Consider the following 22,891-nt stretch of genomic DNA (forward strand, 5'->3'; position numbering starts at 1 on the left):
CGGCACCGCCGGGCCTCCCACCGGCCGTCGCCCAGGTCCACACTGGCGCGACGTCGACTCGGAGGGAACGTCCAGTGAAGACCCAGAGGCATCTCAGGAAGGCCGGCCGCGCCGGCGTCGCCGTGACCGCGGTCCTGGCCGCCGCCGTCGCCCTCGCGCTCGGGCCGGGCCCGGCCAGCGCGAGCCCGGCGGGGGCGCCGCCGCCAGCCCCCGACGTGGTGACCGGCGCGGGGGACTGGCTGACGGCCCGCGGCAGCGACCTGCGCCTCGGCCAGGCCCGGGGTGCCGGCGCGCTCACCCGCGCGACCGTCGCGTCGCTGCGCACCGTCTGGACCGCGCCGGTCGTCACGCCGCCCTTCAGCGAGGTGGTCGTCCAGGGCGGCGCCGTCTACACCAACACCCTCGAGGGCACGCTCGTGCGGCTGCGCACCTCGGACGGCAGCGTCGTGTGGCGGCAGGACGCCGGGACCATCGGCGTCACGCCGGCGCTCGACCACGGCGTGGTCTACACGTCGGGCAGCACGGTGCGGGCCTTCCGGGCGAGCGACGGGACGCTGCTGTGGTCGGTGAAGCCGCCGACGACGATGAACGGCGGTGGCGGCATCGGCGTGCGCGGCGACACCCTCGCGGTCGGCCGCGGAGGCCTGCTCGTCCTCCTCGACAAGGCCGACGGGGCCACGCAGCGGGTCACCAACGTCCTCGGCGACGACCCCGACTCCTACGGCTACGGCACGCCGGCCATCGACCCGCGTGGGGTGGCCTGGTACGCCTACAAGTGGCTCGGCTCGCTCCCGGTGCCGCCGACGGTGGAGCGACCGTTCAGGGCGCCCCGGCACAGCGGCAACGGCAGCACGACGCCGATGGTCCTCGGCGACCGCGTCCTCGTCGCCGCGACGTCGGTCGGGCTGACGTCGTACGACCTGGCGACCGGCACCAAGACCGTGCTCGACCCCACCGCCGACGGCCGGCACCGCGACCTGGCCACCGACGGCACGCTGGTCTTCGACGTCACCAGCTCGCGCGCGGACGGCCAGGCGCTGACGGCCCGCCGCGCCACCGACGGGTCGGTGGTGTGGCGCCGGCCCGGGGCGGTCACCTCCCCGCTGGTCCTCGGCGACCTCGTCGTCGTCGGCGAGGACCGCGCCGGGATCGCGATGTACGACACCGCGACCGGCGCGCTCGTGCACCGGATCCCGGGCACCGCCCGCGGCGCCTACCCGGTCGTCGCGAACGGGCGGCTCTACCTCGGGTACGCCAGCGGGACGGTGCCGACCGACACCGTCCCGCCTGTGACCGCGTTCGCGCTGCCGGGCTGAGCCCGGGCCCCGCGACCCGCGCCGCTCAGTCCCTGCGGCGCGGGTAGCGGTGCCGTCCGGCGGCGACCGCGTCGCGGCGGGCCGGGGACGAGCCCGCCGTACGGGCGTCGTACTCGATGACGACGGGGGTGTCGCGCCGCGCCGACGGACGGCCCGTACGACGCTCCTCGCTCACCGCGAGCGCCTCGGCCTCGCGGGGGCTGAGGGCGGGCTCGTCGACCTCGGGGGCCTCGGGGGGGATTGCCGCCTGGGCGACGGCCGGGGCCGTCCCGCCGGCCGCCCCCGCGACGGCCTGCTCGACGGCGGCCGGAGAAGAGGCTTCCTGCGATACGGTCGTGCGCAGCGGCACCTCCTTGATGAAGAGGACCGCGACGAAGGCGACCACGGCGACGATCGCCGCGATGAGGAAGATCCGGCCGGTCGCGTCGCCGTACGCGGCCCGGACGATCGCCCGGACCGGCGCCGGCATGTCGGCGAGGTCGAGGGTCCCGGTGCCACCGCCCTGCTGGGCGGCCGCCGCGGCCTGCGGGCCGAGCGCCGAGAGGCCGGTCACGACGTTGTCCTGCACCCGGGTGGCGAGGACGGCGCCGAGGGCCGAGACGCCGATGGCGCCGCCGAGCGAGCGGAAGAAGGCGACCGACGCCGACGAGGCGCCGATGTCGCGCACGTCCACGGTGTTCTGCACGGCGAGCACGAGGTTCTGCGTGAGCGCGCCCATGCCGAGACCCATGAGGCCCATGTAGACCTGTGTGTGCCAGACCGGCGTCGCGTGGTCGACCGTGCCGAGGGCGAAGAGGCCGCCGGCCATGAGCAGGCCGCCGAGGACGAGGAAGATCTTCCAGCGGCCGGTGCGGGTGATGATCTGCCCGGCGCCGATCGAGGAGATCATCGAGCCGGCCATGAGCGGGATGGTCAGCAGGCCGGCGGTCGTCGGCGTCTTGCCGAGGGCGAGCTGGAAGTACTGTCCCAGGAAGGTGGCCGCGCCGAAGAGCGAGATGCCGACGGCGACGCTGGCGAGGATGACGAGGGCGGCGGTGCGGTTGCGCAGGACGTGCAGCGGCACGAGCGGCTCGGCCGCGCGGTTCTCGACGAGGACGAAGAGGACCGCGCCGAGCAGGGTCGCACCGAGGTAGAGCGCGCTCTGGCCGGACACCCAGTCGAAGTCCGTGCCGGCGAAGGTGACCCACAGCAGGGGCAGCGACGCGGTGACGGTGATGAGCACGGCGCCCCAGTAGTCGATCGAGACGGCGCGCTTGACCGTCGGCAGGTGCAGCTGCGCCTGGAGGACGAAGAGCGCGATGACGGCGAGCGGGACGCAGACGTAGAAGGTCCAGCGCCAGCCGAGGTGGTCGACGATGACACCGCCGAGCAGCGGGCCGCTGACGGTGGAGACGGCCATCACCGCGCCGAGGTAGCCGGAGTAGCGGCCGCGCTGGCGGGGGGCGACGATCGCGCCCATGATCGCCTGGGCGAGCGCGGTCAGGCCGCCCATGCCGATGCCCTGCACGACGCGGCAGGCGATGAGGAAGGGCACCGACTCGGACAGGCCGGCGGCGATCGAGCCGACGACGAAGACGACGATCGAGGCCTGGACGAGGACCTTCTTGCTGAACAGGTCGGCGAGCTTGCCCCAGATCGGGGTGGTCACCGTCGTCGCGAGCAGCGAGGCGGTGATGACCCAGGTGTACTGGCGCTGGGTGCCGTGCAGCGCGCCGATGATCGTCGGCAGCGCGGTCGAGACGATGGTCGAGGAGATGAGCGCGGTGAAGAGCGCGGCCATGAGGCCGGTCATCGCGCGCAGGATCTCCGCGTGCGTCATCTCGTCGTGGTGCGAGGGGTGCGGGTCGTGGGGCGCGGGCGCCGGTTCGTGGGGGGCGGCGACGTCGGTCGCCGTCCCGGTCGGGCGGGTGACGGTGGCGGTCATACGAGGGCTTCCTGGGGACGGGTGGTGGAGGGGGCGGCGAGCGCGGCGGCGCTCGGGGTGCCGGGGTGGCGGCTGGTGTCGACGGCCTGCTCGAGGGCCTCGCTCAGCTGGCCGAGGAGGGTCGCGAGGGTCGCGACCGTGTCCTCGTCCCAGTCGTGGAGCATGCTCGTGAGGACCTCGGCCTGCTGGGCCCGCATGGCCTCGAGCCGGCCGGTGCCGGCCTCGGTGAGGGCGAGCGAGCAGGCCCGGCCGTCGGCCGGGTCGCTGGTGCGGCGGACCCAGCCCTCCTCGACGAGGGCGGCGGCGGTGCGCGACACCGCCGACGGCGAGACGTGCAGCAGGGTCGCCAGGTCGCCGGGACGCAGCGGCCCGTGCGCGAGCTTGAGCAGCACGCCGTGGGTCAGGCCCGCGCGGCCGAGCTGCTGCTCACGCAGGTGGGCGTAGCTCCTCGCGGTGCGGACCAGACGGCTCACCCCCGCGAGCAGGTCGCCGGCGGTGTCCGGGGTGACGCTCACAGCATTCCTCCTTGGTTGTCGCAAGCAACTTTAAACCAAGAAGTTGCTTGACGCAACCACAGGGGGGCGGCGGGGCGCGCTGGATCCCATCGAATCGGTGGCGTTCAGCGCGGCGCCCCGCGGGCGGGAGGAGCTACTCCAGGTCGTCGTTGAGCCGGCCGAGCAGCCGCGAGAGGTCGCCGAGCTCGTCGGGGGTCCACGCGTCGAGCGCCTCGGCGATCCGGACCCGCCGCGCCGCCAGCGCGGTGCCGAGCGCCTCGCTGCCGCTCTCGGTGAGGTGCAGCAGCCGGGCCCGCGCGTCGGTGGGGGAGGTGACGCGCTCCAGCAGGCCGAGCTTCTCGAGCAGCGTGATGTTGCGGCTCATCGTCGACTTGTGCAGCCCGAGCCGTTCGGCGACGTCGGCCGCCCGGACCCCCTCGGTGAGGGTCTCGGACAGCTCGAGCACCGTGACGAGGACGGCGTACGACGACGGGTCGAGGTCGGGGTGCACCTCCGCCGCGATCGCCCCGGACGTGGCCCGGGCCCGCCGGAGCAGTCGGGTGAGTTCTCGTTCGACGCCGGTCAGGCCGGGACGGTTCGGCATCTGATCAGCCTAGGCCCACGGCCACCCGGGTGAGCGGTGCGCAGGTCCCGGCCGCCCAGCGGACCCGGACGGCGGCGGCGCCGGGGACGCCGGCGGTGAGCGTGCGTCCGCCGTCGGCGGTGCTGCGCGTCGTCGTCGGGACCGCGGACCAGGACCCGCTGCTCGACTGCGCCTCGAGCCACGGGGAGGGGGACGAGGACGGGCCGATGGTGACGACCAGCGACGTCACGTGCGGCCCCGGCCACGAGACCCAGTCGCCCTGGCCGGAGCAGGAGGACGGCGCGACCTGCGCGGCGGGCCACGGCGAGGTGCGCTGCACGCCGCCCGACCGGCCCGAGGTGAGGTACCAGTCCTCCAGCGGGTCGGCCACGACCGCGCCGGTGCCGACACCGAGGCCGCCCGAGCCGACGGACAGGCCGGAGGCGTCGTACCCGGTGACCGACACCGTGGCGGCGCCGCTCGAGGCGACCGTCCACGACGTCTGCGACCCCGGCAGGGACGGGCTCGTCGTCGTCGCCCCGCCCGCCGCCACCACCGAGACGACGTACGACGTCGCCGCCGACGTCCCGCGCCAGCGCACGGTCCGCACCCCGGAGACGGGGGCGGAGACGGAGGTGACGAGCGGCTTCTGCGCCGTCGGCGCGGTGGGCAGGACCGGCTGGCCGAGCGCCGTCCCGAAGCGGCGGATCGCGTCGATCCGTCCCTGCATCGCGGCGTCGTCGCCGGGGACGTGCAGCGTGTAGCCGTCCTCGTGCGGGACGACGCCGTAGTGGTCGCCGTGCGGCATGACCGACCAGACGGCCGCGCCGCTGACGTTCGGGTCGGCGGCGATCGACTGCAGGGCGGTGTCGTCCGCGTCGGTCGAGGGGTACTCGCCGATGACATAGACCTTGCCCGCGGCGGTCGCCGTCGCGGCGTCCGCGTGGACCGCCGCCGCGTCGAGCGGGTAGTAGTGCGAGTCGGAGATGTCGACGCTCGGCGAGGCCGTCACGGCCCACTGCACGCCGCGGGACTGGCCGGCCGCGACGAGCTGGCGCGGGGCGAGGGTCTTGACGAAGGCCGCGTTGGCCTGGACCCAGGACGGGATCTCCCAGTCCATCTCGTTGCCGAGCTCCCAGGCCATGATCGTCGGGTCGTCGCCGAGGCGGCGTCCGGTGAGCGGGTTGACGTGGTTGAGCACGACGGCGACGTGCGCCTGGTAGGCGGCGATGGCGCGCGGGTCGCTGTAGAACGCGGTCCCCGGGTAGGTCGTGTCGAGGCCGAGCCAGCGCAGGACGTCGTACCGGCCGCCATGGTAGTACCGCCCGTTGTCGCTGAGCGGGACGATCAGCCGCAGCCCGAGCCGCCCGGCCTCGGCGACCGTGAGGTCGATCGGGCCCCACGCGGCCGGGTTCCACAGGCCCATCGAGGGCTCGAGGGAGAGCGGGCTGCCGGTGGAGATGCCGACGGTGTGGGCGCGCACGACGGTGGCGCCGAGCTCGCGGGCGGCGCGCAGGCCGTCGCGGATCCGGAACGCCGTGGGGTAGGCGACCGACTGGCCGGCGTCCGGGTCGACGCCGGCGACGTTCTCGTCGAGGCCGGTCCAGTAGAGGTTCAGATCGAGGTCGTCAACCGCTACGTCACCGACGAGGAGGCCCGGGCGCACTTCGCCGCGGCCCACGCCGTCGTCCTGCCCTACCACCGCTCGTCCTCGTCCGGTCCGCTGCACATGGCGATGAGCGCCGGGCTCCCCGTCGCCGTCACCGCCGTCGGCGGCCTGGTCGACGCCGCCGGCGACTACGCGGGCGCCCTCCTCGTCCCCGCCCGCGACCCGCAGGCGCTGGCCGAGGCGCTCGTCGAGCTCGCCGACCGCCGCGGGCAGCGGTACGACGACCCGCACAGCTGGGACCGCACGACCGACGCCTACCTCGACCTCGTGGCGACCCTCACGGGCACCCCGTCCCCGTCCACCGCCCCCTCCGAGAACACCGCCGTCCCCGTCAGGAGCGCCTCATGACCCGCACCACCACCTCGACCCGCCACGCCGCGCGCGGCGCGCGTCGCGCCGGCCTGCTCGGCGCCCTCCTGACCGCCGTCGCCGTCCTCGTCGCCACCCTCGGGCTCGCGACCGCCGGGTCCGCGGCGGCCGACGACACCGCCGGCGCGACCCCGCCCGGTGCCGCCTGGATCCGCGCCGGCCACTTCGTGCCCGGCTTCGGGGCCGCCCGCGTCGACCTGCTCCCGGAGGGCTCGTCCGCCGGTGCGCCCTCGTCGGTCGTCATGTCCCCCGGGGCGACGTACGGCGACATGACGTCGTACCAGAAGATCGCGCCGGGCTCCTACACCGTGCAGATCCGCTCCTCCGGGGCGCAGCCGTCGACCGCGCCGCTGCTCACCCGCTCGTTCAGCGTCACCGCGGGCTCGGCCCACACGGTCGCCGTCGTCGGCAACGCGTCCGCTCCGCGGCTCGTCGTGCTCGGCGACGACCTCACGCCGCCCGCCGCCGGCTCGGCCCGGGTCCGCCTGCTCGACGCCTCGGCGTCGGCCACCAGTCTCGACGTCGCCGCCCAGAACGGCCCGACGCTCGCCTCGGGCGCGGTGCTCGGCCAGGTGACGCCGTACGCCACCGTCCCGAAGGGCCCGTGGACCCTCACCCTCGGCGGCTCCGGTGCCACGCCGGCCACCCAGCGGATCAGCCTCGAGAGCGGAAACGTCTACACGGCGATCGCGCTCGACAGCGACGGTGGGCTGCGCGTGCAGCTCGTCACCGACGCCGCCGGGTCCGCGGCCCTGCCCGCCGGCGGCGCCGCCACCGGTCTCGGCGGCCTCGCCGCGGGCGCCGGCACCACCGCGCCGTCGCCGCTCGTCGCCCCGGCGGCCGTCGCCGCCCTCGCAGTCCTCGCCGCGTTCGGCGCGGTCGTCGCCCGCCGCCGTCCCGGACGGGTCCGGTGAGCCGGCGGCGGCGCGTGACGGTCCCCTCGGCCGTCGCGGCGCTCGGGGGCGCCGTCCTGCTCGCGGGCTGCGGCGCGGCGGGAGGGGCGTCCACGCTCACCCCGTCCACCGCGGCGACCACCACCTCCGCCCCGCCGTCGACCTCACCCGACGGCTCGCCCACCGGGACCACCCCCACCGGCACGACCGGGGCGACCGCCGCCGCCCAGGCCGGCGAGGTCAAGGTCCCGGCCGGCGGCTCCAGCGGCCCGGCCGTCCCCGCCGGGCTGCGGCCCGTGCGGATCCAGGCCCCGTCCATCGGCCTCGACGCCGTCGTCGGCGAGCTCGGTCTCGCGGCCGACGGCTCCGTCCAGGTGCCGTCCGACCCGGACGCCACGGGCTGGTTCGACCAGGGCCCGGCCCCGGGCCAGCGCGGCCCGGCCGTCGTCCTCGGCCACGTCGACTCGCGCACCGGCCCGGCCGTCTTCGCCAGGCTGCGCGACCTGAAGGTCGGCGACCCGGTCGTCGTCACCCTCCGCGACGGCGCCCAGGCGCGCTTCACCGTCGACGGCACCCTCACCTTCGCCAAGTCCGACTTCCCGACCGCGGCCACCTACGGCCCCGTGCCCGGGCCGGCGCTGCGCCTCATCACCTGCGGCGGCGCCTACGTCCGCGACCGCGGCGGCTACCAGTCCAACGTCGTGGTGTTCGCCTCATGAGCCGCCACCCCGGGAGCACCGGCCGCACCGGTCCGCTGCGCGTCGTCCTCGCCGACCGCGGCGACGCCCTCACCGGCTACCTCTCCGCCGCCCTCGCCGAGCAGACGCAGGTCGTCGGACGCATCGACGCCGAGCTGTCGCGGGCCGAGCGCCTGCTCGTCGCCGCCGCGACGTTCCGGCCCGACCGCCGCGCCTGGGCCGAGCGCTTCTTCAAGAGCGACCTCGCCGTGCGGCTGCGCTCGCGCCGCGCCGAGCGCGCGCTGCGCGCCCTCGCCGCCGACGGGACGTCGTACGACGTCGTCGTGCAGACCCACGCCCTCTTCGTCCTCGACGACCCGCGCACCGTCCTCTACGTCGACTGCACCCACCGGCAGTCGATGGAGCACTGGCCCGACTGGAACCCGCTGACCGGCCGCGCCCTGCAGCGCTGGCTGGACCGCGAGCGCGCGCAGTACCACCGCGCCGCGCACGTCCTCGCCTTCAGCGAGGCCACCCGGCGCTCCCTCGTCGAGGAGTACGACGTGCCCGCCGAGCGGGTGGCCGTCGTCGGCGCCGGCGCCAACGTCGCCGAGCTGCCCACTGCGTCGCCGTACCCGGCCGAGCCCGCGATCCTCTTCGTCGGCAACGATTTCGTCCGCAAGGGCGGCGAGGCGCTCCTGCAGGCCTTCGCCCTCGTCCGCGCGCAGGTGCCCGCCGCGACCCTCACCCTCGTCGGGACGTCGTACGCCGTCCCGTCCGAGGGGCTGCCCGACGGCGTCGAGGTGGTCGGTCGCGTGCACGACCGCGCCGAGATGGACCGGCTCTACGAGCGGTCCGCGGTGCTGGCCCTGCCCTCGACGTTCGACCCCTTCCCGCTCGTCGTCCTCGAGGCGATGGCGCACGCCCGCCCGGTCGTCGCGACCCGGCAGTGCGGGGTGCCCGAGATGGTCCTCGACGGTGTCACCGGCACGCTCGTCGAGCCCGGCGCCGACCTCGTCCCGCGCCTCGCCGCCCAGCTCGTCGACCTGCTGCGCCGGCCCGAGCACGCGGCCGCCCTCGGCCGGGCCGGCCGCGCCGCCGTGGAGCGCGAGCACCGGTGGTCGCACGTCGTCACCCGGATCCGCCACGCCGTCGGCGACCTCGCCGCCGCCCCGGACCGGTTCGGCGTCGTCGCCGCGGTCCACCCCCTGACGTCCGCACAGCCCGCACGGTCCCTCGGAGGAGAGTCATGACCCTGACCACCCAGCCCACCCTGTCCTCGCCCGTCCCGGCCGACCTGCCGGACACCGGGCTCGTGCACCGGCCCTGGGGCCGGTTCGAGCAGCTGACCCACAACGAGACGACGACCGTCAAGATCATCACCGTCGAGCCCGCGGCCCGGCTCAGCCTGCAGCGCCACGAGCACCGCGCGGAGCGCTGGCAGGTCCTGGCCGGCCCGCTGGCCGTCGAGGTCGACGGCCGCGCCTGGGAGGCTCAGGTCGGCGAGGTCGTCTGGGTGCCGTGCGGGGCCACGCACCGGATGGGCAACACGGGCGTCGAGCCCGCGCAGGTCCTCGAGATCGGCTACGGCCACTTCGACGAGGACGACATCGAGCGGCTCCAGGACGACTACGCCCGCTCCTGAGCCGCCGGCTCCACCCCCCACCCCCGCAGCACCTGCCGCCCCTGCCGTACCTGCCGGTCCCGACCGGCGTGAGGAGCACGAGTTGACCACGACCACCGACACGACGCAGGACGCCGCGCGCGCCGCGGCGGCCGCAGGGGACCCGGCAGCCGCCGGGTTCCCCGTCGTCGGCGACGTCGGCGACGTCGGCGACCTCGGCGACGTCGACACGTCGCGCGTCGAGCGCCGCGTGGGGGACCGCGCCGCCGACGAGGCGGCGGCGAGCGGTCTCAAGCGCATCGCCGCCATCAGCGCGTCCCTCGTCAGCACCTACGCCCTCACCAGCGCGCTCGGCCTCGCCTTCTGGCTGCTGGCCGCGCGCCAGTTCTCGGTGAGCTCGGTCGGGGTCGGCGGCGCCGCCATCTCGATGATGACGCTGCTCGGCACCTTCGGCACCTGCGGGCTCGGCACGCTGCTCATCAGCCGCCTGCCGCGCACGGAGCAGGGCGACCGCCGCGTCCTCGTGCGCACCGCGCTGGCCTTCACGGCCACGGTGTCGGCCGTCCTCGCCGTCGTCGTCCCGCTCGTCGCCTACCACCTGGTCGGTCTGGAGAACCTCGGGCCGATCGTCGGCTCGCCGTGGTCCGTCCTCGCGTTCGCCGCCGGGACGGCGCTCATGTCGGTCGGGCTCGTCGCGGACCAGGCCGTCCTCGTGCTCGGCAGCGGCCGGCTGCAGACCGAGCGCAACGCCGTCGCCAGCGTCGTCAAGCTCGCCGTCCTCGGCGGGCTCGCCCTCGCCGGCGCGACCGGCGGGATGACGATCTTCGTCGCCTGGGCGATCGGCACGCTCGTCTCGCTGCCGCTCGTCGCCTGGCGCACCCGCGGGGGCCGGGCGCTGGAGCACCCGGGCCGCCTGGTCGACCCGCGCCGCCTGCGCGGCCTCGGCCGGCTCGCCCTGTCGCACCACGCGCTCAACACGACGCTCCAGGCCCCGCTGCAGCTGCTGCCGCTGCTCGTCCTCGTCATCGTCTCCAGCCGCGAGAACGGCATCTTCACCAGCGCGCTGCAGGTCACCGGCGTCGTCTTCACGCTGCCCTACAGCATCACCGTCGGCCTCTTCGCGTCGGCCGACGGCGACGAGCGCGCCGTCCTCTCGCGGATGAGGCTGACCCTGCCGGTCTCTCTCGGCATCAGCCTTTTGGCCAACCTCCTGCTGTTCCCCCTGGCGCCGTACGTCCTGCGGGTCTTCGGGGCGGCGTACTCCGACGAGGGCGCCACGATCCTGCGGGTCATGGCCCTCGCCGGGCTCTTCTTCGTCGTCAAGGACCACTTCGTCGCGCTGCGCCGGGTCCAGGACCGCACGACCAACGCGACGCTCGTCATGGTCGGTTTCACCGTCGCCGAGCTCGCGGCGGCGTACGTCGGCGCCCGCACGACCGGGGGCGCGCTGGGGATGGCCGTCGGCTGGGTCTGCGTCCTCGCCGTCGAGGCCGTCGTGCTGTCGGTGCCGCTGCTCGTCGCCGCCCGGCCCGGCCTGCTGGCCCGGGTGCCCGTCCCGGCCCGCCGCGGGTCCACCGCGACGACGGCTACCGTGACGGACGTGCCGGCCGAGCCGAGCGGGACCACCGCCGCCACCCCGACCCCCCGCCCCGCCCGGCCGGAGCCGGCCTGGCTGCGCCGCGGCCGGCACCTGGCCCGCCGCATCGGCCCCGGGCCCGCGCTGCTGCTCATGTGCGCCGGCCTGCTCCCGATGGCGTACGGCGTCGCGTCGGCCCGAGAGCTCGGGACGAGCGGTCCCGCGCAGGGCCTCTACGTCCTCGGTCTGCTCGTCGTCTTCGTGCCGGCGGCCGTGGGCATCCTGCTGCCGCGGGCCCGCACGAGCACCCGGGTCCTGCTGGCCCTGGCCATGGCCCTGCTGCTCCAGCTGACCCGGCTCGTGCTCTACCCGACGCGGTTCATGTTCCACGACGAGCTCATCCACGCGAACGTGCTGCGGCTGCTCGGCGACAGCGGGCGGCTCTTCACGGAGAACTCGCTGCTGCCCGTCACCAGCTACTACCCGGGCCTCGAGGTCGCCACGGACGCCGTCCAGCAGCTGACCGGCATCGCGCCGCACACCGCGGCCGTCGTCGTCCTGCTCGCCGCCCGGCTCGTCATCGCCCTCGCGCTGCTCCTGCTCGTCGCGCACCTCACCGGCTCGCGCCGGGCCGGCGCCGCGGCCGTCGTGGTCTACGCGTGCAACCCGCAGATGCTGTTCTTCAACAGCCAGTTCTCCTACCAGACCCTCGCGCTGCCGCTCGCGGTGCTCACCGTCTACCTCGTCGCCACCCGCGTCCAGGGGACCCGCACGAGCCTGCTGCCCGGCGCCCTCGCGAGCGTCGCCGTGGTCTTCACCCACCACGTCACCGCCGTGCTGCTCATCGCCGTCTTCGTCGTCTGGTGGGCCCTCGAGCTCGGCCTGCGCCGGGGCCGGCCGAACGCCGGCCGGTCGCTCGCGGCGATGGTCGCGGTCGCGGTGGCCGCCTTCGCCGTCACGCTGCTCAACCCGGGCAACAGCCTGGTCAGCTACCTCACCGCCATCGGTGACAGCTCGGCCAACGCGCTGGTCAAGGTGCTCTCCGGCCAGCAGCAGCGCAAGGTCTTCCAGAACAGCGCCGGTGTCCTCACCCAGCCGTGGGAGCAGGTGCTCATCGTCGCCTCGCTCGTGCTGACCCTCGCGGTCCTCGTGCCGGCGCTGTGGCGGGCGCGCACCCTGCTGCGCCGCCGCGTCGCCGTGGTGACGCTGCTGCTGCTCGTCGCGGTGATCTACCCGATCATCCCGGGCGGGCACCTCACCGTCTCCACCGCCGAGGTGGGCGACCGGTCCGCCGGCTTCGTCTTCCTCGGGGTCGCGTTCGTCGTCGCCTGGTGGATCTGGCGCACGCCGGTCCGCTGGTGGCGCACTGCCGTGCTGTCCGCCGGTGCTGCCGTCGTCTTCCTCGGAAGCATCATCCTCGGCGCAGGGTCGGTCTCGTCGCAGCTGCCGGGCCCGTTCCGGGTCTCCGACGACGCCCGCACCGTCGACGCCGACAACCTCGCGGCCGCCGACTGGATGGCGCAGAACCTGCCGGCCGAGAGCCGGGTCTACGCCGACCGGGTGGGCGCGCTGCTCGCCGCGGCCGACGGCCACCAGTACGCCGTCACCCACATCGGCACCGGCGTCGACGCCTCGCGGCTGCTGCTCGACCCGCAGTTCACCCCGGAGGACGTCCGCGAGATCAAGGCGGCGGGCATCCGCTACCTCGTGGCCGACCGGCGCAACGCCTTCGGCCTGCCCAACCAGGGCGTCTACATCGAGAGCGGCGAGTTCGGCGGCGACGACCGGACCACCCCGGTGCCGGCCCAGGCGCTGCGCAAGTTCTCGTCCGTCCCGGGCGTCGACGTCCTCTACGACAACGGCTCCGTGGTCGTCTACGACCTCGGCGCCCTCGAGCAGGGAGGTGCCTCGTGAGCGGCCTCGTCCTCACCGCCCCGACCCCGCTGCGCCGCCGGACCGACCTGCTCGCGCCGGCCCTCGCGCTGGTCGTCGGCCTCGTCGCCGTCCTCGCGGGCGCGCCCGCGCTGGTCGCCGGCACCGTGCTCCTGCTCGGGGCGCTGGCCGCCGCCGACCGGCTGGCGGCGCTGCGCCGCCGCGGCCTGCTCGACCGGCTCCTCGTCGCGGTGGGCGGCCTGCTCGTCGCCCTCGTCCTGCTCGGGCTCGTGCTCGGCTCGACGCCGCTCGAGCTGCGGCCGCGCCCGTGGGCGCTCGCCGTCGCGCTCGCCGGGGTGGTCGCCCTCGTGGTGGCCGCCACCCGTCCGCGGCCCGTCGGGCCCCGGGTGGGGCGGCTCGCCCGCACCTCGGTGCTGCGCACCGTGCCGTGGGTGGCCGCGGGCCTGCTCGTCGTCGGCGCCGCCGTCGGGGTCTCGCTGCGCTCGGTCGAGGCCACCTCGGTCGCCCCGCTCCAGTTCTCGCTCGGCCCGGTGCAGGGCACGGCGGTCGACGTCGTCGTCAGCACGGGCTCGACCAGCGGCCCCCTCGAGGTGCGCACCGCGCTCGACGGGTCCGACGTCAGCTACCCGCTCGTCACCCCGACCCCGGGCCACCCGGTGACCGTCCGCGTCGCCCTGCCCGCGACCGGCCGCTACACCATCACGCTCAACCGCCCTGACCAGCCGCAGCCCCTGCGCACGATCATCCTCGACCGGTGAACCCCATGACGACCTCCACGCCCCTGCACGCCACCACCGACACCTCCTCGGGCCGCCGCCCGCGCGTCCTGCACGTCGTCCAGCGGTTCTTCCCCGAGATGGGCGGCACCGAGACGCACGTCGCCGAGGTCGCCTCGCGGCTGACCGCCGCCGGCGAGTTCGACGTCACCGTCCTCGCGACCGACCGCTCCGGCCGGCTCGCCCCGCGCGAGCACGTCCCCGGGGGGTACGACGTCCTGCGCCGCCGGTCGTGGCCGCGCGAGCGCGACTACTACCTCTCACCCGGCGTCGCCGACGTCGTCGCCCGCGGCGGCTGGGACCTCGTCCACGTCCAGGGCGTGCACACCTTCGTGCCGCCGGTGGCGATGGCCGCGGCCCGCGCGTCCAGGACGCCGTACGTCCTCACGTTCCACAGCGGTGGGCACTCCTCGCCCTCGCGGACCGGCATCCGCGGGCTGCAGTGGAAGGCCCTCGGCCCGCTGCTGCGCTCCGCCGACCACCTCATCGCCGTCTCCCGCTTCGAGCGCCGCCACTTCGCCGAGGCGCTCGGCATCTCCCAGGACCGCTTCACCGTCGTGGGCAACGGCGGGGCGCTGCCGCCGCCGGAGACCGACGTGCTGCCGATGCCCGGGCGCATCGTCTCCAGCGGCCGGCTCGAGCTCTACAAGGGCCACCACCGCGCCATCTCGGCCCTGCCGCTGGTGCAGCAGCAGGTCCCGGGCGCGACGCTGACCATCCTCGGCAGCGGCGACTACGAGCCGACCCTGCGGGCCCTCGCCCGCGACCTCGGGGTGCAGGACGCCGTCGAGATCACCAGCCTGCCGCCGGCCGACCGCGAGGGCATGGCCCGCCGCCTCGGCGAGGCGTCGGTGATGGCCGCGCTGTCGACGTACGAGGCCCACCCCGTCGCCATCATGGAGGCCGTCACGCTCGGCCTGCCCGTCGTCGGTCTCGACGTCGCCGGCACGGGCGACCTCGTCGAGGACGGCCTCGTGCGCGGTCTGCCGGTCGACGCGGGCGACGAGGTCGTCGCCGACGCGCTCGTGCGGGCGCTGCGCGACACCGCCGCCCACGGCGGCCCGCACCGCCGGGTCGAGGTCGAGCTGCCGACGTGGGAGACCACGGCGGCCGGCGTCACCGAGGTCTACCGGCGCGTCCTGTCCCGCCGCGGCGTCACCGTGCCGCCGGCGGCACGGTGAGCGCCCTGCCCGTCGTCCCGTCGCCGCCGGCCCGGGACGGGCTGGCGGACGTCCGGGTCGTGCACGTCATCACCTCGCTGACGACCGGCGGCGCCGAGCGCCAGCTCGAGCTCCTCGTCGGCCGCTCGAGCGCCACGTCGCTGACCGTCGCGCTCTACGAGGGCGGCCCGGTCGCCGACAGCATGGTCGCGGCCGGTCACCGGGTCCGCGTGCTGGGGATGGACGGCTGGCGCAAGCTCGTCGCGCCGCTGCGGCTCGCGCTGCTGCTGCGCCGGCTGCGCCCGGACGTCGTCCACGTGCACCTGCTCTCGGCCCAGCTGTGGGGGATCCCTGCCGCCCGGCTCGCCCGCGTGCCCGTCGTCGTCTCCAGCGAGCACTCCCTCATGGACGACACCATCGAGGGCCGCCCGCACACGTGGTGGCTGCGTAGGCTCTACCGCCTGCTCGAGCGGGCGACGACGACGACCGTCGCCGTGTCGGCCACGACCGCCGACCGGCTGCGGCGCTGGGGTGTCCCGGCGGAGCGGATCGTCGTGTCCGACAACGGGATCGACTTCGACGCGCTCGCGTTCGACGACGTCGCCCGGCACCGGGTCCGTGCCGAGCTCGGCCTCGGACGCACCGACCGGGTCATCGCGGTCGTGGGCCGGCTCGACCCGGTCAAGCGGGTGGACGTCGTCCTGCGCGCCCTCGCGCCGATGCTGCGCGACGGCCTCGTCCTCGTCGTCGCCGGCACCGGCTCGCGCGCCGCCGAGCTGCGCCGGCTGGCCGACGACCTCGGCATCGACCGGCACGTGCGCTGGCTCGGGGCCCGCGGCGACATGGCGGCGGTGCTCAGCGCCGCCGACGTGCTCGTCAGCACCTCGGCCGACGAGACCTTCGGCATGGCCGTCGTCGAGGCGGTCGGCAACGGCCTGCCGGTGGCCTACGTCGAGGCCCCCGCCCTCGACGAGCTCACCGACCTGCCCGACTCGGTCGAGCACCTGCCCGCTCCGCAGGGGGCGCGCGCCGACGAGGAGTCCGTGCGGGACGCCGTACGGCGGCTGCTGACCCGGCCCCGTCGCCCCGGTGCCCCGGCGGCGCTCGTGGAGCGGTACGGCGCCGACGGCGCGGCGCAGCGGCTCGACGACCTGTACGCGACCCTGCTGCGACGACGTGGGTGACCGGGCCCGCCGGCGTCCCGCGCTGCTCGCGGCGCTCGTCCTCGCGGGTCTCGTCGCCGGTCTGCTGGGGGCGTGCGGCGGCGGCGGCGCGGACGACTTCGTGCGCCGCTCCGGCGCGCAGCTGACGGTCGGCGGCGAGCCGTACCGCTTCGTCGGCTTCAACCTGTACGACGCCGCCGCGTCGGACGTCTACTCGTGCGCGCCGCAGTACCGGCTCGACGACGAGTCGCTCGCCACGACGCTGCGCGACGCGAAGGAGAAGGCGGGCGCGACCGTCGTCCGCTTCTGGGCCTACCAGACCTACACCGACGGCGGCCGGGACTTCTCCGGAGTCGACCGGTTCATCGCCGCGGCCAAGGCGGCCGGGCTGCGCGTCCTGCCGGTGCTCGAGGACGGCCCGGGCGACTGCTCGACCCGCTCCACGCGCGTCGCGCTGTCGCAGGTCGACGAGGGGCACTGGTACTCCTCGGGCTACCGCTCCCCGCTGGGGTCGGCGCGGCTGTCCTACCGCGACTACGCGCGGGTCATGGCGCAGCACTACAAGGACGAGCCGGCGATCCTCGGCTGGATGCTCGTCAACGAGGCCGAGACGACCGAGCGCGACGCGCAGGGCCGCAGCTCGCTGGTGTCCTTCGCCGGCGACATGGCCCAGGTCGTCCACGAGGCCGACCCGAACCACCTGGTCACCCTCGGCTCGCAGTCCAACGGTGCGCCCGGCGCCAGCGGGTCGGACTTCTACGACGTCTACCGCCAGGGCGGTCTGGACTTCACCGAGGTCCACGACTGGAACGCCTACGGCTCGGACACCGAGGCCATGCCCGGTGCGGTCGACGGGCTGCTGCCCGACCCGACGACCGGCACCTGCGCCCGGACCGACGCCCCCGTCGCCTGTTCCTTCGCCATCAGCCGCATGCTCGGCAAGCCGATCGTCGTCGGCGAGTCGGGGATCGCCGCCACCGACGAGGCGGGCCGTGCGCGCCGCGCCCGGCTGCTCGGCGCCAAGCTCGACGCGGCCTTCCGCGACGGCGCGTCGGGCTACCTCATCTGGCAGCTGCAGGACTCCGACGACCCGCTCGCGGTGAAGGTGTCAGGATCGGACCCCCTCCTGCCGATCCTCAAGGCGGCCGGCGCCGAATCCCTGGCGGCCGGTCCCCCCGTCGAACAGCCGGAGGAGGTGGACCGGTCGTGAGGCTCGGGGGAGTGACGTATGGACGAGAGCAGACTCAGCAGCACGACGGAGCCGACCGCGCCGGTCCCCGACGGTGGGGGCCCGGCGCAGGTGCGCGACGCCCTCGCGACCTGCCGGGCCTGCTCCCTGTGGGAGCACGCGAGCACGGTGGTGCCCGGCCGGGGCCCGGTGCCGGCGCGGGCGATGGTCGTCGGGGAGCAGCCGCTGCGCACGGAGAACCGGCTCGGCCGGCCGTTCACCGGTCGGGCGGGGATGCTCCTGCGTCGGGCCCTCGCCGATGCGGGGCTCGACCCCGACGGGGTCTGGTTCACCAACGTCGTCAAGCACAGCCGGTTCGTCGACGACGACCCGGAGCAGCGGCACGAGAAGCCGTCGCGGGCCCAGGCCGCCGCGTGCCGGCCGTGGCTGGAGCGCGAGCTGCAGCTGGTCCGGCCGAAGGTCGTCGTCCTGCTCGGGCGCGTCCCCGCACAGGCCGTGCTCGGCAAGGGCTTCCCGGCGCGGCGCCAGCGCGGCGCCCAGGTGGAGCTGCCGCCCTCGTGGGGGCTCGACCCCGCCCCGACCACGGTGGTCACGGTACGCCCTACCTCGGTGCACCGCTCGCGCCAGCGCGAGAAGGACTACGCGGAGCTGGTGCGCGACCTGCGCCTGGCCCGCGACCTGACCCTGTACTGACCCGGGGACCCGCCCGTCCCCGGCCCCTCCCGAAGGAGACCCGAGGATGAGCACCTACCCCACCCCGCTCGAGGACCTCTCGATCCCCGACAGCGACCAGGAGCCGTCGCCCGGCTGCCCGTGCGTGGCCCCCGGCGGCGTGCGCGCCGCGATGGCCGCGGACATCGACCGCTACGTCTTCATGGCCGAGACCGACACCGGCAGCGGGCCGGGTTCGCGGATGGCGCGGCTGCGCGCCTGGTCGTTCTACCCCGGCCTGTACGGCGTCCTCGCCTACCGCCTCGCGCACGCCGCCACCACCGCCCGCCTGCCCGAGGCGCTCGGCCTGGTCCTGCGCACGGCCGCGCTGGCCCTCCAGCACGCGCTGCAGCCGCGCACCGGCGTCGAGATCTCGGCCCGCGCGCACATCGGCCCCGGCCTGTTCGTCAACCACGCGCAGGGCGTCGTCCTCGGCCAGATCAGCGCCGGCGACTACCTCACCTGCAGCCACAACGTCACCGTGGGCCAGGGCACCGGCGGCAAGGGCTCGCGGCGCACCTGCCCGACCCTCGGCGACCGGGTCTGGCTCGGCGTCAACAGCGTCGTCACCGGCCCGGTCGAGCTGGGCGACGACGCGATGGTCGGCGCCAACGCCGTCGTCACCCGCGACGTCGCGCCCCGGGGCGTCGTCGTCGGGGTGCCGGCTCGCGAGCTGTCCCGGGACGGCAGCTTCGCCAACGTGCTCTACCGCGGCATGCACGAGGACGCGGCGCGCGCGGCGGCGATCGCGGGCTGATCTCCGCCGGCCAGCCGGCCCGCCGGCCAGCCGGCCCGCCGGCTCGGCCGCTCAGCCCAGCCCGCGGGGCGGGCGGGGCTCGCCGCTGCCGAGGATGGCCGTGACGAGGGCCGAGGCCGACTGGGCCGACGCCCGTGGCCCGGTGAGCAGGACGAGGTCGATCTGCGGCAGCTCGGGCAGCCCGGTCGGCAGCTCGACGAGGTCCTCGGGCATGAGGGTGCGCGAGAAGACCGCGATCCCCAGCCCGGCGCGGACGGCGGCGATCACCCCGTTGACGCCCTTGACGGTGCAGGTGATCCGCACGTCTCGGCCGGCCTGCTCCATGGCGCGGACGGCGAGCGACCGGCTGAGGCTCGGGGCCTGGTAGACGACGAGCGGGACCGGCTGGTCGGGCTGCAGCACGGTCCCCTCGGCGGCTCCCCAGACGAGCGGGACCCGGCGCACGAGGGTGCTGCCCGGCAGCTCGGGCTCGTCGAGACTGCGCTTGACGTAGGCGACGTCGAGGTGGCCGGCGGCGAGCCGGCGCTGCAGGGTCTCGTTCTGCCCGACGGTCAGCTCGAGGTCGATCCGCGGGTAGAGCTGGCGGAACTGGCGCAGGATCCGCGGCAGCGGGGTGAGCGCGAGGTCGTCGGTGACGCCGAAGCGCAGCCGGCCGCGCAGCGCGTCGCCGGTGAAGTAGCCGACCGCCTGCTCCTGGGCGGCGAGGATGTCGCGGGCGAAGCCGGCCATCGCCTCGCCGTCCGGGGTGAGCCGCACGGTGTGCGTGTCGCGGGTGAGCAGCGTGCGACCCACGCTGGTCTCGAGCTTGCGCACGTGCTGGCTCACCGTCGACTGCCCGACGCCGAGCAGCTCGGCGGCGCGGGTGAAGGACAGCGCCTGCGCGACGGTGAGGAAGGTGCGCAGCTGGTCCGAGTCGAGGGTGCGTCGTGCGGGTGCCGTCGGCGTCGTCGTCACCCGCCCCACGCTAGTCCCGCGGCTCGCCGAGGGTCATCACGGCAGCGAATGGGCGTTACCCGCGCCAGCGGGTTTCGGCATGACCCAGGAACGGACAGAATGGACAGGCTTGCCGTCCCCCCGACGACACCCACCCGACGCGACTCCAGTCGACCCGCACGCGACCCCAGGACCCGACCGTGACCCCGCCCACCGAGGCCTCCGTCCGCCCCGCCAGCACCGACCCCGACCAGCTCGAGCGGCTCGAGCGCCGCCTCGCCGACCCCCCACCGGCAGGACTCCGTACGGCGTTCTCCGCCCTGGCCACCGCGCACTTCCGCTACTACGTCGCCGGGGTGCTCGTCACCTCGACGGGCGGCTGGGTGCAGCGCATCGCGCAGGACTGGCTCGTCCTGTCGCTCACCGGCTCGCCGACCGCGGTCGGCATCACGACGATGTGCCAGTTCGTGCCCAGCCTCGTGCTCGGCCTCGGCGGCGGGGTCATCGCCGACCGCTTCCCCAAGCGTCGCGTCCTCTCCGTGACGATGACGCTCATGGGGCTGCTGGCCGGCGTGCTCGCCGTCCTCGTCCTCACCGGCGCCGTCCAGGTCTGGCACGTCGACGTCGTCGCGCTGCTGCTCGGCATGACCATCGCCGTCGACAACCCGACCCGGCAGTCCTTCGTCTCGGAGCTGGCGCCCGCCGGCCAGCTGCGCTCGGCCGTCTCGATGGTCTCCTCGACCTTCCAGACCGGTGCGCTGCTCGGGCCGGCCATCGCGGGGGTGCTGCTCAGCGGCGTCGGGAGCGGGTGGGCGTTCGCGCTCAACGGGGCGTCGTACGTCGTCGCGCTGGCGCTGCTCGTGCGCATCCCGGCGCGGCCGGCGGCCGCCCGCTCGGGCGGCGACCGCGAGCTGCGACCGGCGGTGGACTACGCGCGGCACGCCCCGACGGTGCGGTGGCCGATCCTGCTGGCCGGGGTCCTCGGGATGTTCACGCTCTCGCTGCCGGTGAGCCTGTCGGCGTTCGCCAAGGACGTCTTCCACTCGGGCTCGGCGGGCTACGGGCTGCTGTCGTCGGCGCTCGCGCTCGGCGCCATCGCCGGCGCGGTCGTCTCGGCGCGGCAGCCGGCGACGCCGCGGCTGCGCGCGCTCGTGCGCAACGCGGCGCTGCTCGCGGTGGCCGAGCTGCTGTGCGCGCTCGCGCCGTCGGTGTGGACGTTCGTGCCGCTGCTCGTCGTCCTCGGCGCGTGCTCGATCAACTTCATCACGACCGCCCAGGCGATGATCCAGCTGACGACGCCGCCGGCGCTGCGCGGCCGGGTGCTGTCGGTCTACCTGCTCGTCTTCTTCGGCGGCGGCGCCGCCGGTGGCCCGCTCGTCGGCGCGCTGTGCGACCACGGCGGTCCGCAGCTGGCGATGCTCGTGGCCGGGGTCGTCTCGGGGATCGCCGCGGCGAGCCTGGCCGTGTGGATCTCGCACCGCGAGCACCTGCGGCTCGCCGTGACGATGCCGTCGGTCCGCATCACCCACCGCTGACCCACCCGAATCGGATTCGGCGCGCTCGGCTCGGGTCGTGACCCGAGCCGACCACACCGAATCCGATTCGGGTGGGTCGCCGTACGGCGTCAGTCGGCCGAGACCTCGGAGCGGTCGCCGGACCACAGCGTGTGGAAGCTGCCCTCCTTGTCGGTGCGTCGGTAGGTGTGCGCGCCGAAGTCGTCGCGCAGGCCCTGGACGAGCGCTGCGGGCAGCCGGGTCGCGCGCGCGGTGTCGTACGACGCGAGCGAGCCCGACAGGCCGGGCACCGGCACCCCGGCGGTGACCGCGGTCGCGACGACGCGGCGCCACGCCTCCTGGCGCTCGCCGAGCCCGTCCTTGATGCTCGGCGCGACGAGCAGCGTCGGGAGGTTCTGTCCGGCGTACTCGTCGCTGATCTGCTTGAGCAGGCGCGCGCGGATGATGCAGCCGTCGCGCCAGATCCGCGCGACCGTGGCGACGTCGACGTCCCAGTCGTACTCGGCGCTGGCCTTGCGGATCATCGCCAGACCCTGCGCGTAGGCCATGACCTTCGCGCACCACAGGGCGGCGCCGAGGTCGTCGACGAGCGCGTCGCGGTCGACGTCGCCCATCGCGCGGTCCGGGCCGACGAGGACGCCGCCGGTGGCGCCCCGCAGCTCCTGGTCGCCCGAGAGCGAGCGGGCGAAGACGGCGTCGCCGATGACGGGCGCGGGCACGCCGAGGTCGAGGGCGATCTGCACCGTCCAGCGGCCGGTGCCCTTCTGCTCGGCCTCGTCGCGGATGAGCTCGACCAGGGGCCTGCCCGTCCCCGCGTCCACCTGGGCGAGGACGTCGGCGGTGATCTCCACGAGGAAGGACTCGAGGTCGCCCTCGTTCCAGCGGCGGAAGACGTCCGAGGCCTCCTGGGCGGTGAAGCCGGCGGCCGAGAGGACGTCGTACACCTCGGCGATGGCCTGCATGTCGGCGTACTCGATGCCGTTGTGGACCATCTTGACGAAGTGGCCGGCGCCGTCCGGGCCGAGGTGCGCGCAGCACGGCTCCCCGTCGACGTGGGCGGCCGCGGACTCGAGGATCGGGCCGAGCGTGCGGTAGGCCTCGTCGGACCCGCCGGGCATGATCGACGGACCTTCGAGGGCGCCGACCTCGCCGCCGGAGATCCCGGCGCCGACGAAGTTGAGACCCTTCTCGCGCAGGTCCTTCTCGCGGCGACGGGTGTCCTCGAAGTGGGCGTTGCCGCCGTCGACGAGGATGTCGCCCTCGTCGAGCAGCGGGGTCAGCTCGTCGATGACGGCGTCGGTGCCGGCGCCGGCCTTGACCATGATGACGATCGTCCGCGGGGTCTTCAGCGACCCGACGAACTCCTCGAGCGAGGTGCTGGGGACGAAGTCGCCCTCGTCGCCGAACTCCTTGACGAGGTCGTCGACGCGCGACTGGGTGCGGTTGTGCAGGGCCACCGTGTGGCCCTTCCGGGCGAAGTTGCGGGCCAGGTTGCGGCCCATGACGGCCAGGCCGGTGACGCCGATGTCGGCGCGGGCCTCGGGGGAAGAGGTGCTCACCCTCGTTGTCTACCCGCGCGCACCACGCTCCACCACCACCGCGTCCGCTCCCTGTCACGGGTCCGCCACGACGCTGCCTCGACTGTTGGCGGCACAAGGTTGAGCGGAATA

At 75.3% G+C, this 22,891-nt stretch carries 20 protein-coding genes; 14 read left to right on the forward strand and 6 right to left on the reverse strand.

The genetic code is table 11. The features are described 5' to 3' along the window. Positions 1–74 precede the first annotated feature (74 nt). The gene (locus FB458_RS08785; protein WP_170185609.1) at positions 75–1,316 is read left to right on the forward strand and encodes an outer membrane protein assembly factor BamB family protein; all 1,242 of its coding nucleotides are present in this window, start codon (positions 75–77) and stop codon (positions 1,314–1,316) included. Positions 1,317–1,341: 25 nt separating this feature from the next. Here the strand turns inward: FB458_RS08785 and FB458_RS08790 are convergent, their stop codons facing one another. The 4 genes from FB458_RS08790 to FB458_RS08805 all read right to left on the reverse strand — a co-directional run bounded on the left by FB458_RS08790 (position 1,342) and on the right by FB458_RS08805 (position 5,998). Next, positions 1,342–3,240 carry an MDR family MFS transporter gene (locus FB458_RS08790; protein WP_342778045.1) on the reverse strand — a complete coding sequence of 633 codons (1,899 nt, stop codon included), beginning with the start codon at positions 3,238–3,240 and terminating at the stop codon, positions 1,342–1,344. After that, complete coding sequence (locus tag FB458_RS22050; protein WP_170185610.1) at positions 3,237–3,755, reverse strand: MarR family winged helix-turn-helix transcriptional regulator; 519 nt, start codon at positions 3,753–3,755, stop codon at positions 3,237–3,239. Before FB458_RS22050 ends, FB458_RS08790 begins: the two co-directional genes overlap by 4 nt. Before the next feature lie 133 nt (positions 3,756–3,888). Beyond that, positions 3,889–4,338, reverse strand: a complete 450-nt coding sequence (locus FB458_RS08800; RefSeq protein WP_141848165.1) for a MarR family winged helix-turn-helix transcriptional regulator — start codon at positions 4,336–4,338, stop codon at positions 3,889–3,891. A gap of 4 nt (positions 4,339–4,342) precedes the next feature. Beyond that, entirely contained in the window at positions 4,343–5,998 is a 1,656-nt protein-coding gene (locus FB458_RS08805) for a glycoside hydrolase 5 family protein (protein WP_246061674.1), read from the reverse strand. Here FB458_RS08805 and FB458_RS08810 point away from each other — a divergent pair. The 12 genes from FB458_RS08810 (at position 5,936) to FB458_RS08865 (ending at position 18,774) form a co-directional block, all read left to right on the forward strand. Beyond that, positions 5,936–6,334 (forward strand): glycosyltransferase, encoded by a 399-nt coding sequence (locus FB458_RS08810; RefSeq protein ID WP_246061525.1) that lies wholly within the window; start codon positions 5,936–5,938, stop codon positions 6,332–6,334. The two genes, FB458_RS08805 and FB458_RS08810, sit on opposite strands and share 63 nt — an antisense overlap. Continuing rightward, entirely contained in the window at positions 6,331–7,269 is a 939-nt protein-coding gene (locus FB458_RS08815) for a DUF4397 domain-containing protein (RefSeq protein ID WP_141848168.1), read from the forward strand. The genes FB458_RS08810 and FB458_RS08815 overlap by 4 nt, the downstream gene beginning before the upstream one ends. 14 nt (positions 7,270–7,283) lie before the next feature. Next, positions 7,284–7,967 (forward strand): class F sortase, encoded by a 684-nt coding sequence (locus FB458_RS08820; protein ID WP_141848169.1) that lies wholly within the window; start codon positions 7,284–7,286, stop codon positions 7,965–7,967. Continuing rightward, on the forward strand, positions 7,964–9,178 hold the full coding sequence (locus FB458_RS08825; protein WP_141848170.1) for a glycosyltransferase family 4 protein: 1,215 nt from the start codon (positions 7,964–7,966) through the stop codon (positions 9,176–9,178). The genes FB458_RS08820 and FB458_RS08825 overlap by 4 nt, the downstream gene beginning before the upstream one ends. Next, a complete protein-coding gene (locus tag FB458_RS08830; protein ID WP_141848171.1) occupies positions 9,175–9,570 on the forward strand; it encodes a phosphomannose isomerase type II C-terminal cupin domain in 396 nt (131 codons plus the stop codon). Before FB458_RS08825 ends, FB458_RS08830 begins: the two co-directional genes overlap by 4 nt. Positions 9,571–9,652: 82 nt before the next feature. Beyond that, positions 9,653–13,039: a polysaccharide biosynthesis protein gene (locus FB458_RS08835; RefSeq protein WP_141848172.1), complete on the forward strand. Its 3,387-nt coding sequence runs from the start codon at positions 9,653–9,655 to the stop codon at positions 13,037–13,039. Continuing rightward, a complete protein-coding gene (locus FB458_RS08840) occupies positions 13,036–13,776 on the forward strand; it encodes a hypothetical protein (protein WP_141848173.1) in 741 nt (246 codons plus the stop codon). The genes FB458_RS08835 and FB458_RS08840 overlap by 4 nt, the downstream gene beginning before the upstream one ends. A 5-nt stretch (positions 13,777–13,781) precedes the next feature. Next, positions 13,782–14,975, forward strand: coding sequence for a glycosyltransferase family 4 protein (locus FB458_RS08845; RefSeq protein WP_246061527.1), 1,194 nt, complete (start codon positions 13,782–13,784; stop codon positions 14,973–14,975). Further along, positions 14,972–16,138, forward strand: a complete 1,167-nt coding sequence (locus FB458_RS08850; RefSeq protein ID WP_141848175.1) for a glycosyltransferase — start codon at positions 14,972–14,974, stop codon at positions 16,136–16,138. The genes FB458_RS08845 and FB458_RS08850 overlap by 4 nt, the downstream gene beginning before the upstream one ends. Continuing rightward, positions 16,131–17,327, forward strand: coding sequence for a cellulase family glycosylhydrolase (locus tag FB458_RS08855; RefSeq protein WP_141848176.1), 1,197 nt, complete (start codon positions 16,131–16,133; stop codon positions 17,325–17,327). Before FB458_RS08850 ends, FB458_RS08855 begins: the two co-directional genes overlap by 8 nt. Positions 17,328–17,345: 18 nt before the next feature. Next, on the forward strand, positions 17,346–17,999 hold the full coding sequence (locus tag FB458_RS08860; RefSeq protein ID WP_141848177.1) for a uracil-DNA glycosylase: 654 nt from the start codon (positions 17,346–17,348) through the stop codon (positions 17,997–17,999). Between the two features lie 46 nt (positions 18,000–18,045). After that, positions 18,046–18,774 (forward strand): serine O-acetyltransferase, encoded by a 729-nt coding sequence (locus tag FB458_RS08865; RefSeq protein WP_141848178.1) that lies wholly within the window; start codon positions 18,046–18,048, stop codon positions 18,772–18,774. 51 nt (positions 18,775–18,825) lie between these two features. Here the strand turns inward: FB458_RS08865 and FB458_RS08870 are convergent, their stop codons facing one another. Continuing rightward, positions 18,826–19,728 carry a LysR substrate-binding domain-containing protein gene (locus FB458_RS08870; protein WP_211355981.1) on the reverse strand — a complete coding sequence of 301 codons (903 nt, stop codon included), beginning with the start codon at positions 19,726–19,728 and terminating at the stop codon, positions 18,826–18,828. Between the two features lie 179 nt (positions 19,729–19,907). Here FB458_RS08870 and FB458_RS08875 point away from each other — a divergent pair, with 179 nt between their 5' ends. After that, positions 19,908–21,242, forward strand: a complete 1,335-nt coding sequence (locus tag FB458_RS08875) for an MFS transporter (protein WP_141848179.1) — start codon at positions 19,908–19,910, stop codon at positions 21,240–21,242. An 89-nt stretch (positions 21,243–21,331) separates the two neighbouring features. Here the strand turns inward: FB458_RS08875 and gndA are convergent, their stop codons facing one another. Beyond that, positions 21,332–22,780: an NADP-dependent phosphogluconate dehydrogenase gene (gndA, locus tag FB458_RS08880; RefSeq protein WP_281286088.1), complete on the reverse strand. Its 1,449-nt coding sequence runs from the start codon at positions 22,778–22,780 to the stop codon at positions 21,332–21,334. Positions 22,781–22,891: the final 111 nt, after the last annotated feature.

The organism is Lapillicoccus jejuensis (assembly GCF_006715055.1).
GTDB classification, from domain to species: Bacteria; Actinomycetota; Actinomycetes; order Actinomycetales; family Dermatophilaceae; genus Lapillicoccus; species Lapillicoccus jejuensis.